Consider the following 12,944-nt stretch of genomic DNA (forward strand, 5'->3'; position numbering starts at 1 on the left):
AAACTAATAAAAAAGGAGAAGAAATGAAATATTTTAATTTTGATGAAAATTTTTTGCATACAGTTTTAGAAGAAGCTTTAAAAAATGGCGGCGAGTATGCTGATTTATTTTTTGAAGATACTAAAGTTAATTCGATAAGTTATTTAGATTCAAAAGTTGATGATATGAGTCTTGGCAATAATTATGGTGTCGGATTAAGAATTATAGTTAATAAAAAAACAATATATTTGTATTCTAATGATACAAGTAATAACAGTTTAATTAATTTGGCAAAATCTGCAGCTTCTATTGTAAATGATAAAAAGTATATAGTTAAAGATTTTATTCAGTCAAAAGAAAAAGATAATCACCCATTACATATAAATCCTTTCGATATAAATTTTGATGAGAAAATAGAAGTTCTTTCGTTTTTAGATAAAACATCAAGAGGAGTATCAGATAAAATAAAACAAGTTAATGCTATGTATTCAGAAAAGCAAAGAAATATTTTAGTATGTGCAAGTAATGGAATATTAAAAGAAGATTCTCAAACATATATAAGACTTATTATGATGGCTATGGCTAGCGATGGAACAAATACTCAAACAGCACGCAGAACAAAAGGAGCATTAGACGGATTCCAAATTATAAAAGATATTAATTTAGAAGATATGGCAATGGATACATCTAACTCAGCTATAAAGATGCTTAATTCTAAATATCCTAAATCCGGAAAATATCCTGTTGTAATAGATAATGCATTCGGAGGGGTAATATTCCATGAGGCTTGCGGACATGCCTTGGAGGCTACATCTGTTGCTGATAATGCCAGCGTATTCTGCAATAAATTGGGAGAGAAAATTGCTTCCGATGTAGTTACTGCTGTAGATGATGGAACTATAAAAAATGCTTGGGGAAGTTATAATATTGATGATGAGGGTAATGAGGCACAAAGAACGGTTTTAATAGAGAACGGTATATTAAAAAGCTATTTAGTTGATGAGCTTGGTTCTATGAAGATGAATCAAAAAATAACTGGAAGTGCTAGGAGAGAAAATTATAAATATCCTCCTACTTCAAGAATGAGAAACACATTTATAGACAAAGGCAATGCTAGTTTTGATGAGCTTATATCAGGAATAGAGTATGGACTTTATGCTAAAAAAATGGGAGGCGGTTCAGTTGATCCTGCTACAACAGATTATAACTTTGCTGTTTCTGAAGGTTATTTAATAGAGAATGGAAAAATTACTGAACCTGTAAGAGGTGCTACACTTATAGGACGCGGAGATGAAACACTTATGAATATAGAGGCAGTTTCATCAAATTTAGAATTGGCTGATGGTTTGTGCGGAAGTATTTCAGGTTCTGTTCCTACTACTGTTGGACAGCCTGCTATTAAAGTTAAAGAGCTTACTGTTGGAGGAAGATAAATGTCAGAGAATAGTTTTATAAATAGAATAAAAGAAATATATAATGATATAAAAAATAAAGCAAAAGATATTGATGAAATAGAAATATATATGTCAAGCAATGGGGAAGAGGAGTTTACTGTAAGAGAAAAAGATTTAGATAAATATACTTATGCTAAATCTGGAGGCATAGGATTAAGATTAATTAAAGACGGTAAGGTTGGAATAAGTTTTACAGAAAAGATAAGTGCTGATATTAATATAGATGATCTTATTAATAATGCAAAAACTTCATTACATTATGCTGATTCTGAACCTGAATACAATAAACTTATATATAAAGATGATGATGAAAAAAGTTATGATATGATTAATAAAGATATAGTTAATCTGTCTAATGATAAACTTAAAGAAATTTCATTGTCAATAGAAGATAAATTATATTCTCTTGATAATAGAATTGTCAATGTACCATCTGCAGGATTAGCTAGGTATAATTTTAATAAATGTATAATAAACAGCAATGGTATATGCAAAGAAGAAAAGAAAAATAGTATAGCATATTATGGTGAAGTAATAGCAAAAGAAAATGATACAGTAAAAACTTTTTTTGATGTTTATTCTTCAACAGATGCTGTTTTTGATATTGATTCTTTTACAAAAAATATAGTTGATAATGTTGTAAATAAATTATCTGCAAAGCCTATAGAAAGCGGAAAATATAAAACTGTATTCACGAATAAAGCTATGAGAATAATTATAGGTGCTTATTTAGGTTTATTTTCTTCAGAGGCAGTTCAGAAAAAATTATCGCTTCTTCAGGGAAAATTGAATCAGAAAATAGCAAGCAGTATCATAAATATCAAAGATGTTCCTATTTATGATAAAGGTTTGGCAAATACAAATTTTGACGGAGAAGGTTCTAAAACTAAGGATTTAAATATAATTACTAACGGGGTTTTAAATAGCTATCTTTATAATAGTTATACTGCCAAAAAAGATGGTATAAAAACAACTTCGCATGCTTCAAGAGGATTCAAAACTTCTATAGGTATATCTTGTCATAATTTTATTTTGGAAAATGGAAATAATACTGAGGAAGAATTGATTTCTCAAATTCAAAATGGTGTATTAGTTAATTCTTTGACAGGAACTCATGCAGGAGTTAATGCTATAAGCGGAGATTTTTCTTTACAGGCTGAAGGTATAAAAATAGAGAATGGTAGATTAGCTTATACAGCAAGCCCTTTCATTGTTTCAGGTAATATATTAGACCTTTTAAGCAATGTAGAAATGCTTGCCAATGATACTGATTATCATCATTCATCTATATATGCACCTAGTGCTTTGATTAAAGAACTTTCATTTGCTTCATAATTTTTATTTATAGTATTGAAGTTTTTTTTTATTTTTAATATACTTTATAAAATGAATAGAAGAAATCAGTTTTTTGATAAAATACTGCAGAATTTCGATAAAGTTTCTGATAATGAAAAGAAGAAAGTTTTTAAAAGGCTGTCAACTCTTTGGTATTCTCAAAACATTATTTTAGAAAATCTTGAAGAGGGTATAATAGCAATAGACGATAAGAATGCTATACAAGGAATAAATAAAAAAGCCTGCTTTCTCTTTTCAATACCTAGAAATTCTGAAGGAAAAGCTCTTTCAAAATATATGTCATCAACTGATATAGGAAGATCTATATTAGAACTTATAAAAGATAATATTTCAGATACAAAATTATTAAAAGATGATGAAAATGAAAGGATACTTCAGATAAATATACTTCCGATAGGAGATAGCGGAAGAATAATAGGTACGCTCATAAAAGCATTCGATATTACTAAAACCTATGAAAGTGCTCAGAAACTTAAAAGAGCCGAACAATTGGCTTCTCTTACTACACTTGCAGCAGGAGTAGCCCATGAAATAAAAAATCCTCTAGGTTCTATTTCCATATATGTACAGCTTATAGATAAGATAATAAAAAAGAATATGGATAATGAATGCCAATGCTATAAAGATTTTAAAGAGTATTCTGATATTATTAAAGAAGAAATAAGCAGACTAGAGGAAACTATCAATTCATTTTTATTTTCTGTGCGTAAATTAGAACTAAATATTGAAGATGTTAATATAAATGAACTTATTTTATCTACTATAGCATTTTTGAAATATGAGATAGAAAAGAATAATATTAATATTGATGTTAAATTTGATAAGGATAATCTTATATTAAAATTAGATGAGAAATATATAAAGCAATCTTTAATTAATATAATACAGAATGCTATAGATGCTATGAGTTATAATGCAGATGATAAAAAGAAAGAAATTTTTATAAAACTTAAAACTGTTGATAATTATGCAGTGATAAGTATAAAAGACACAGGTATCGGAATAAAAGAAGAATCTCTTGGCAAAATATTCGAGCCTTATTTTACAACTAAAAGACATGGTACAGGACTCGGACTTACAAATGTAGTTCGTATAATAGAAGCACATAATGGAAATGTAACTATAGAAAGCGAATATGGAAATGGAAGTGAGTTTATCATAAAACTGCCTTTGCAGCAGGAGAATCAAAAATTTTTAGAAACGGATTTATAAATTATGCCTAAAATATTAGTAATAGATGATGAGAAAAATATAAGAGATGGTATTAAAAAATCATTGGAATTTGAAGGTTATGAAGTTGTAACTGCTGAAAACGGCGAGAAAGGAATAGAAACTGTTTATAAAGGCGGAATTGATTTAGTTATAACTGATTTAAAAATGCCTGAAAAAACAGGTGAGGAATTTTTAAAAGATATTTTAGATTTTGATAAGCATATACCTGTAATAGTATTAACTGGGCATGGAAATGTTGAAACTGCTGTTGAAATGATGAGGCTTGGTGCTTATGATTTTATGACAAAGCCTTTCAATCTTGATAAAATGCTCCTTATTATAGCAAGAGCTTTAGAGAGTAAAAATATTAAGAAGACTAATGAAACTCTTGAGAGCAGAGTGGATTATCATGAAAGTTTCTACGGTATGATAGGGCATAGTCCTAAAATATTAAAGGTTTATGAGGCAATAAAACAGGTTGCAAGAACTAAGGCTACAGTATTGATAGAAGGCGAGAGCGGAACAGGTAAGGAATTAGTTGCTAGTGCTATTCATCAAATATCAGATAGAGCTAAACAACCTTATATAACTGTAAACTGTGCGGCACTTTCAGAAGGTGTTTTGGAAAGCGAATTATTCGGACATGAAAAAGGTTCTTTTACAGGGGCTATTGATAAAAAAATTGGAAGATTTGAGGCTGCTAATAAAGGTACTATATTTTTGGATGAAATAGGGGAGATAAATCAAACTGTTCAGGTAAAACTTTTAAGAGTACTTGAGGAGAGGGTTATAGAAAGGGTAGGATCTAATACCCCAATTGAAGTTGATATAAGAGTTATTGCTGCTACAAATAAAAAATTATCAGAGGAAATAAAAGAGGGTAAATTTAGAGAGGATTTGTATTATAGGCTTAATGTCATAAAAATAGAAATGCCTCCTCTTAGAGAAAGAAGGGAAGATATACCTCTTTTGATAGATAATTTTATTAAAGAGTTTTCTAAAGTACATTCTATAGAAATAAAATCGGTTGATAAGAAAGTGTATAAAATATTGTCTTCATTGCAATGGGAAGGAAATGTAAGAGAGCTTAGAAACACAATAGAAACTATGGTTGTTATGTGTAAAGACGGAAAAATTGATGAGAGCAATATACCTGATTGGGCTTTAAAAAATAGCGACAGTAATTTTGTAGTTGAAAATGATGTTACATTAGAAGAACTTGAAAGAATGTATATTAATCATTTGCTTAGTAATAATAATTTTAATAAGGCTCAGGTTGCTAAAATACTTGGAATTGAAAGAGCCACTCTTTACAGAAAATTAAAAGAAGATAGTAAAGATGCTAAAGAATAAAAAAAGAGGAGCTTTTTACTTCTCCTCTATATAGTCAAAATATATGTTATTTTTTATTTTACAGCGGTCATTATAACATCACCTTCAGAAACACTTCTAGGATCAGTTTTAGTTAATGATTTTAATTCAGAGAAATTAGGTATTATAACAGGAGAAGTAATATCATATTCTTTTTCTACCTCTTCTTTATCAAATTCTATTAATAAAGTACCTACTTTAACTTTATCACCTTCTTTTACATGTGCTTTGAAGTGTTTACCGCCCAATTTTACAGTATCCATTCCAATGTGTATAAGTATTTCGATGCCTTTAGATGATAATCCTATAGCATGGTTACTATCAACCATTGTTATAATTTCTCCATCAACAGGTGAATATACTTTTCCTTCATCTGGTACAATAGCCATTCCGTCGCCAAGTGCTTTTGTAGAGAAAGCTTCATCTTTTACTTCTGTAATGTCTACTAATTTGCCTTTTATAGGGCTTTTTATTTCAATTTTTTTAGAGAATAATCCCATATAAATACCTCCGCTAAATAACTTTATTTTTTATTTTATCACAAATGTTTATAAAGTAAATAACTTTATGCTAAAAAATATTGTAATAGTTTTTATGAATGTTCAGTTTAATTTGCATTTTTATAAAAATGGTAAAAAAAGAATGAATAAATTGTATAATACTTGATAATATAAGAAATAAGTATTATACTATAATATATAAGTAAAGAATAATTATTTTTTACTTTTTTAATTTTTATGGAGGATATATGTTTAATTATCTACAAAGAATAGGTAAGTCCCTAATGGTTCCAGTTGCTGTATTGCCTGCAGCAGCTATTCTATTGGGTATCGGTTATTGGATTGACCCAAATGGATGGGGCGGCGGAAGTCCTGTTGCAGCTTTCTTTATTAAAGCTGGAGGATCTATTATAGACAATATGCCTATACTTTTCGCTATTGGTGTTGCTTTCGGTATGTCCAAAGATAGAAATGGTTCTGCTGCTTTAGCTGGTTTGGTTGCTTTTCTTGTTGTAACAACTCTTTTAGCTCCTGCTACAGTTGGTATGATTCAAAGTAAACCTGTAGAGCAAGTTCCTGCTGGTTTTGCTAAAATCAATAACCAATTTATAGGTATATTATGCGGTGTTATAGCAGGAGGTTTATATAATAAATTTTCTGAAATCAAATTGCCTGAATTTTTGGCATTCTTCAGCGGAAGAAGATTCGTACCAATAATTACATCTGTAGTTATGATGGTAGTATCTTTCATCTTAATGGTTATTTGGCCTGCTATTTACGGCGGTTTAGTAGCATTTGGTGAAGCTATAATCGGTCTTGGTCCTATAGGAGCAGGTATTTATGGTTTCTTCAATAGATTATTAATCCCTGTTGGTTTGCACCATGCTCTTAACTCAGTATTCTGGTTTGACGTTGCTGGTATTAATGATATACCTAATTTCTTAGGAGGACAGGCTTCTATAGATGCTGGTACAGCTACAATAGGTGTTACAGGTATGTATCAGGCTGGTTTCTTCCCTATTATGATGTTCGGACTTTTAGGTGCTTGTTTAGCTTTCATCAAAAATGCTAAGCCTGAAAATAGAAATAAAATTAAATCTATAATGTTGGCTGCTGGTTTTGCTAGCTTCTTTACTGGTGTTACTGAACCTATAGAATTCTCATTTATGTTTGTGGCTCCTGTATTATATGTAATACATGCTTTACTTACTTGTATTTCTTTGATTATTTCTGCTAGCTTTAAATGGATGGCTGGATTTGGATTCTCAGCTGGTTTAATAGACTTGCTTCTTTCTACTAAAAACCCACTAGCTTGTAACTGGTATATGTTGATTATACAAGGTATAGTATTCTTTGTATTATATTTTGTTATATTTAATTTTGCTATACAAAAATTCAATCTTAAAACTCCTGGAAGAGAAGATGATGATGATGTAGAAGTTACTGTAACATCTTCTGGTGATGCTTCTTATGCAGAAAAAGCATTGTTACTTCTTCCTTTACTTGGCGGTATAGAAAACATAGTTGATATTGATAACTGTGCAACTAGATTAAGATTAGAAGTAAAAGATAATACTATAATACAAGCTGCTGAAATTAAAAAGATATTCCCTGGTGTATTAACTCCTGGTAAAACTTCTGTACAAGTGATTGTAGGACCTAAAGTACAATTCTTAGCAGATGAATTTAAGAAAGTTGCTAAAAAATAATTATTTATATAATAATTGATCTATGATAGCCTGCATTTTTATATTGCAGGCTATTTTTTGTAAAAATAAATTAATGTTAGTATTTATATAAAAATATTTTGAATTATATGATTATATATTTATGTTATGTTTGTAACATATTTTATCTATATATAATTGTATTTATTAAAAATTATAGACTATAAGTACAATATTTAAATTATACTAGAAATAAAATAAATATTATGTTAGTATTTATTATATATTGACATAATGAGGTTTTATAATGGAATCAAATAAAAAAGATGTTAAATTTATGCTCCCTATGGATTTACTTGGAGGCAGAGAAAATATAGTAAAAGTAAACAACTGTGCTACTAGATTAAGACTAGAAGTAAAAGATGCAAATAAAGTAAATGCTGAAGAAATAAAGAAATATTATCCTGTTGTACAGAAAATAAATGATACAGAAGTTCATATAGTAGTTGGTACAGATGCAAGCGAACTTGCTGAATCTTTAAGAAGAATAATAGCTTTTGATTATGATCCTTCTAGTATGGCTATGACTCTTATTCCTTTGGTTGGAGGAAGAGAAAATATAGTAAAAGTAAATAATTGTGCTACTAGAGTTAGACTTGAAGTTGTGAATGCTGATAAAGTTAATGAAGAGAAATATTATCCTGTAATACAGAAAATAAGTGCTAAAGAGGTTCATGTATTAGTAGGCACTAAGGCTTCTGAGGTTGCTAATGAATTATCAAAGATTTTAAATATCTCTGACAATAATACAAATACAAACTATTCTTATAGAGCTTGGCTTCTTTTTCCTATGCTTGGTGGAATAGAAAATGTTGTAAAAATAAATAATTGTGCTACTAGATTAAGACTTGAATTAAAAGATGCTAATAAAGTAAATATTGAAGAAATAAAGAAATATTATCCTGCTGTACAGAAAATAAGTGATACAGAGCTTCATATAGTAATTGGTACGGATGCAAGTTTATTTGCTGATGCTTTTAGAAAAATATTTGAAAGCCATAAATTCAAAACAGCTTTAATTCTTCCATTGGTAGGCGGTATAGATAATATAACTAAAGTTACTAATTGTGCTACTAGATTAAGATTAGAAATTAAAGATATTAATAAAGTAGATATTGAAAGTATTAAGAAATATTATCCTGCTGTTGAAAAGATAAGTGATCATGAGATTCATATTGTAGTTGGTATTGATGCTAATTTACTTGCCAATGAATTTAAAAAATTTGTAATTTAAAATAAAATGGAGGGTATTATGTAAGTACCCTCCATTTTTATAATCAAAATATATATTTTGTACTTATATTATAATGTTATCCAATATTTTAAATAATTCTTCTTTGTTTTCACATTTCATAAGTTCTATTTTATTTTCCATTCTATATCCGGTAAGATATTTCATAATAAACTTACGCATAAAATGTATTCCGCTAACTTCTCCATAAAGTTCGCAGCATCCGTTTATATGTTCTTTTATTATATTTTTTAAATTGTCTTCTTCTTTTATTTCATTATTATATTCATCGTTATCTTCGAATATAGTATTAAGTTCTGTAAATATCCAAGGATTTCCTATAGCACCTCGTCCTACCATTATTCCATCAACTTTAGATATATTGAATGCCTTTACAGCATCTTCTTTATTTTTTATGTCTCCGTTTCCTATTAAAATATAATCTTCACCTAATGCTTCTTTTATTTTTGCTATAGCTTCCCAATCAGCTGTTCCTCTGTACATGTCACTTGCATATCTTCCATGTAATGTTAAAAAGCATGCTCCATTTTCTTTCATAGCTAAAGCTCTTTCTATTTCTCCGCCTTCACCTCTTTTTAGTCCTAATCTTATTTTAACGCTTACAGGTAAAGGTGATACACTTTTTACAGCATTTAATACTGAAATCATTTTATCAGTATCTTCTAAAAGTCCCGCACCTCCATTATTTTTTACCACTTTTTTTGTAGGACATCCCATATTAATATCTATAAAAGAAAAACCGCTTAAATCTGTTATTTCTATGGCTCTCTTATAATCATCTTCATTTGCACCGAATAGCTGAAGTGATATAGGGTATTCATCTTCCTTATGTTCCATATACCTATAAGTTTTTTTTACCTGTCTGGCTAAAGCAGCGGCGCTTACTAATTCTGTTATTAAAAGTCCTGCTCCGAATTTTCTTGATAATCTTCTAAATACATAGTCTGTATATCCAGCCATAGGTGCTAAAAAAAATCTTGATGGTATATTTACTCCTTCTATTAATATATTTCTTTTCATGTTTTCCTTTAATTAAATAGTATTAAAATTTTGGTATAATATAAACAATTAATTAAAAAACTTCAAGAGTATAAAAAGATCAAATATATGTTGACTATAAAATACTCTATGATATAATAAAATAGTATATACTAACTAATAATTAGAGGTAATTTGTGGATATATATGATATAGTTGACGATCCAGAAAAGCAGTTGGAAGTATTTTCTGGAATTATTAAAAGAATGAATGCAAGTAATGATCATGATGAAACTTTGATTACTATTATATCTGAAATAAAAACTATAATGTATACAGATTCTATATTATTATATTTAGTAGATCAAGAATTATATAATTTGCATTATGAAATGTCCATAGGACCTCTAGGAAGCAAATTTTTTGGTAATATTATAGATAATGAAAAACCTTTAGCAGTAAGAGCATATACTACATCTTGCTCTTTATATTCTAATGATCCTCAGGAAGATTCTGCGTTTATACCTATGAAAGAGATTCTAGGGGAAGATTTAAAAAATATATTATTTGTGCCTTTAAAAGTAAGAAAGAAAAATATAGGTTCTTTATTTTTAATTAATAAGAAGAATGGTAAATTTATAGAAAAAGATACTGTTGTAATGTCATTATTTGCTAATCTTGTATCTTTGGCTTTAGTTAATAAAATGGTATATGACAGAGCACAATCAAGAGCTTATGAGGTTGGTGCTTTATATCAAATGTCTATTTCTATTAATAAATGCGAAACTATTGAAGAAATACTTAATGATAATATAAGTATAGTTTGTGAGGCATTTGAGGTACATAGAGTATCTGTAATATTGAAAGAGAATGGTGTTTTCAAATTTAAAGCAGGAATAGGTATTGATGAGAATGTACTTAAATATGGTGTTGTAACAGTTGATGATAACGTTCTTGCTGAAGTGCTTCGTACTGGTAAGCCAGTTTATTCTATTGATGTAGACAGAGATATTAGATTCAGACCTAATAAAAATCTTAGATATACTAGAAATAGTTTTATGGTTGCTCCTATAGTTGGAAAAGATGAGATTATAGGATTTCTTTCTGCAACTGAGAGAAATATAAATAAAGCATTTAATTTAAGCAATTTATCTCTTTTAGAAATGCTTGCTCAGCAAATTGGTGAAAATTATATGCATGTACTTTTATCTGAGGAGTCAAAAATAAAGGAATCTTTAACAGAGGAAATCAACTTTACAGAACAGCTTCAAAAAAGCGTACTTCCTAAAGAATTTCCAAGCAATGGATTATTTGATATTGCTGCTGTAAGCATACCTAGTAAGAATGTAGGCGGTGATTTTTACGATTACATAAAAATAAGCGATACTAAATACGGACTTGTTATTGCTGATGTATCAGGTAAAGGATTAGGAGCAGGATTCTTTATGACTATGACTCGTTCTATACTTAGAGTATATTTCTCTGAGATGGACGATCCTGCTAAAATATTAGAATCTACTAATAAGCATATATACAAAGATTCTAATAATGGTATGTTTGTTACATGTTTTCTTATCGTTATTGATACAGAGAATAAAACTATTACATATTCCAATGCAGGACATTTGCCTCAGTTCTTAATAAAGAAATATTCAATAAGCACTTTGGATTCTATACATGAGATGCATACTCATGGAAAGCCTTTAGGATTTATTGAAAATGCTACTTATCAAAATAAGCAAATTCCTTATTCTAGTTCTGATACTATAGTTTTGTTTACTGATGGAATTACAGAAACATTTAATAAATCTGAAGAAGAATACGGAGAGGAAAGATTAAAATCTCTTCTTAAAAATGATTATGATAATGCTAAAGAATTAGTTGATGATATAGTAAATGAAACAATTTCATTTAGAGGAAAAACTCCTCAATTTGATGATATTACTCTTTTAGTTGCAAGATTATTAAATTGATCATTATTACGTTTTAATAAATTTATTATGTTTTTATTGAAATAAATACGGCTTTATGGTATATTGTCATTAATATTCTATAAAGGATTTTCTTATGAAAAAAATATTTTTATTAATCACGATTATGTCTTTAATTATAATTCAATGCGGTAATAAAACAGATACTCAAACTACTTCTGCTAATACAAATGAAGCAGTACAGTCAGATAATACTATACCAGCAACAAAAATATTATCACAAGCAGATACAGCATTTTTAGAGAAAGTAAAAAATAGAATAGTAATAGACAGAAATTCTCAATATACTTTCAAAGAGAATGGAGATATAGAATATGTATATGATTTTGGAGATTATAGGGAAGATAAAAATTATATCTTTGAATCTTCAAAAGATGGAACTAATGCTTATTATTATGAAACTTATAATATACAAGATAGATACGAAGAAGGACCAAGCAATATAGCTACAAATTATGAAGGCTTTTCTGTAATAAATGGAATTCTTTATGAAGATAATTATGAAGGTTATGAGGGCGATCCTATTGAAACTATAATGGTTAAATGGGAAAAAGAAAATTATTATTCTAATTACTATTACAGAGAAGTAAAAGAAAATCCTAACTTTGATAACTTCCCTTATGAGAATAAAGCTGATGTAACTTTCGATAACTATAATAGAATATCAAGAGGTGTGTTAATATCAAAATCAGATTATAAACTTGAAGAAGTAGGGGATATCAGCATGTATAATTTTGATAATGTATATACAAATGGTTATAATGCATCTATTGAATTAAAGAAAAATGATGACGGAACATTCTATTTCTATGCTATTAATATAACTACAGATGAAAACGGACAAACAGTAACTAATATTCAAAGCACAGATACAGATAAAATGGTATTACAAGAAAATCAGTATGTTGAGCCTTATTGTGAAATATTTGATGATTCTATTCAGTATGGAGAAGTTTACGGTGCTGATGGTACATATATAATAGATATAACTCCTATAAGTTCTGATGCTTTAATTTTAGTTGAAAACAATGGAAGCTATGGATTCAGCGGAGTTTTTAAAAAGCAGTCTAATTAATTATATTTAGTTTTAAATTTTAAGGCTTTATCAATTACTATATTGGTAG

The 12,944-nt window shown here is 28.6% G+C and carries 10 protein-coding genes; 8 read left to right on the forward strand and 2 right to left on the reverse strand.

All coding sequences use genetic code 11. The annotated features are described in order from the left end of the window. Nucleotides 1-23 precede the first annotated feature (23 nt). Genes BRSU_RS04930 through BRSU_RS04945 form a run of 4 tightly spaced genes read left to right on the forward strand, consistent with a single transcriptional unit; the run spans nucleotide 24 to nucleotide 5,354 of the window. Nucleotides 24-1,412 (forward strand): TldD/PmbA family protein, encoded by a 1,389-nt coding sequence (locus BRSU_RS04930; RefSeq protein WP_048594178.1) that lies wholly within the window; start codon nucleotides 24-26, stop codon nucleotides 1,410-1,412. Then, a complete protein-coding gene (locus BRSU_RS04935; protein ID WP_048594179.1) occupies nucleotides 1,413-2,768 on the forward strand; it encodes a TldD/PmbA family protein in 1,356 nt (451 codons plus the stop codon). A gap of 51 nt (nucleotides 2,769-2,819) precedes the next feature. Beyond that, entirely contained in the window at nucleotides 2,820-4,001 is a 1,182-nt protein-coding gene (locus BRSU_RS04940; RefSeq protein WP_048594180.1) for a two-component system sensor histidine kinase NtrB, read from the forward strand. Nucleotides 4,002-4,004: 3 nt separating this feature from the next. Next, nucleotides 4,005-5,354: a sigma-54-dependent transcriptional regulator gene (locus BRSU_RS04945; RefSeq protein WP_048594181.1), complete on the forward strand. Its 1,350-nt coding sequence runs from the start codon at nucleotides 4,005-4,007 to the stop codon at nucleotides 5,352-5,354. A gap of 53 nt (nucleotides 5,355-5,407) precedes the next feature. Here BRSU_RS04945 and BRSU_RS04950 read toward each other — a convergent pair whose 3' ends face one another. Then, nucleotides 5,408-5,872 carry a PTS sugar transporter subunit IIA gene (locus tag BRSU_RS04950; protein ID WP_048594182.1) on the reverse strand — a complete coding sequence of 155 codons (465 nt, stop codon included), beginning with the start codon at nucleotides 5,870-5,872 and terminating at the stop codon, nucleotides 5,408-5,410. A 248-nt stretch (nucleotides 5,873-6,120) separates the two neighbouring features. Between BRSU_RS04950 and nagE the strand changes: the two genes are divergently transcribed. Together nagE and BRSU_RS04960 are read left to right on the forward strand one after the other, a co-directional pair. Beyond that, entirely contained in the window at nucleotides 6,121-7,581 is a 1,461-nt protein-coding gene (gene nagE, locus BRSU_RS04955; protein WP_048594183.1) for an N-acetylglucosamine-specific PTS transporter subunit IIBC, read from the forward strand. A 265-nt stretch (nucleotides 7,582-7,846) separates the two neighbouring features. Continuing rightward, a complete protein-coding gene (locus BRSU_RS04960) occupies nucleotides 7,847-8,833 on the forward strand; it encodes a PTS sugar transporter subunit IIB (RefSeq protein ID WP_048594184.1) in 987 nt (328 codons plus the stop codon). A gap of 63 nt (nucleotides 8,834-8,896) precedes the next feature. Here BRSU_RS04960 and BRSU_RS04965 read toward each other — a convergent pair whose 3' ends face one another. Then, nucleotides 8,897-9,871, reverse strand: coding sequence for a tRNA dihydrouridine synthase (locus BRSU_RS04965; protein WP_048594185.1), 975 nt, complete (start codon nucleotides 9,869-9,871; stop codon nucleotides 8,897-8,899). Nucleotides 9,872-10,026: 155 nt separating this feature from the next. Between BRSU_RS04965 and BRSU_RS04970 the strand changes: the two genes are divergently transcribed. Together BRSU_RS04970 and BRSU_RS04975 are read left to right on the forward strand one after the other, a co-directional pair. Next, entirely contained in the window at nucleotides 10,027-11,802 is a 1,776-nt protein-coding gene (locus BRSU_RS04970; protein WP_048594186.1) for a GAF domain-containing SpoIIE family protein phosphatase, read from the forward strand. A 94-nt stretch (nucleotides 11,803-11,896) separates the two neighbouring features. Beyond that, a complete protein-coding gene (locus BRSU_RS04975) occupies nucleotides 11,897-12,895 on the forward strand; it encodes a hypothetical protein (RefSeq protein WP_048594187.1) in 999 nt (332 codons plus the stop codon). The last annotated feature ends 49 nt before the right edge of the window (nucleotides 12,896-12,944 follow it).

The organism is Brachyspira suanatina, from assembly GCF_001049755.1.
Classification (GTDB): domain Bacteria; phylum Spirochaetota; class Brachyspiria; order Brachyspirales; family Brachyspiraceae; genus Brachyspira; species Brachyspira suanatina.

Excerpts from the sequence above, each read along its gene's own strand:
- BRSU_RS04930 (WP_048594178.1), top strand. The coding sequence starts at position 24 with ATGAAATATTTTAATTTTGATGAAAATTTTTTGCATACAGTTTTAGAA.
- BRSU_RS04935 (WP_048594179.1), top strand. The coding sequence starts at position 1,413 with ATGTCAGAGAATAGTTTTATAAATAGAATAAAAGAAATATATAATGAT.
- BRSU_RS04940 (WP_048594180.1), top strand. The coding sequence starts at position 2,820 with ATGAATAGAAGAAATCAGTTTTTTGATAAAATACTGCAGAATTTCGAT.
- BRSU_RS04945 (WP_048594181.1), top strand. The coding sequence starts at position 4,005 with ATGCCTAAAATATTAGTAATAGATGATGAGAAAAATATAAGAGATGGT.
- BRSU_RS04950 (WP_048594182.1), bottom strand. The coding sequence starts at position 5,872 with ATGGGATTATTCTCTAAAAAAATTGAAATAAAAAGCCCTATAAAAGGC.
- nagE (WP_048594183.1), top strand. The coding sequence starts at position 6,121 with ATGTTTAATTATCTACAAAGAATAGGTAAGTCCCTAATGGTTCCAGTT.
- BRSU_RS04960 (WP_048594184.1), top strand. The coding sequence starts at position 7,847 with ATGGAATCAAATAAAAAAGATGTTAAATTTATGCTCCCTATGGATTTA.
- BRSU_RS04965 (WP_048594185.1), bottom strand. The coding sequence starts at position 9,871 with ATGAAAAGAAATATATTAATAGAAGGAGTAAATATACCATCAAGATTT.
- BRSU_RS04975 (WP_048594187.1), top strand. The coding sequence starts at position 11,897 with ATGAAAAAAATATTTTTATTAATCACGATTATGTCTTTAATTATAATT.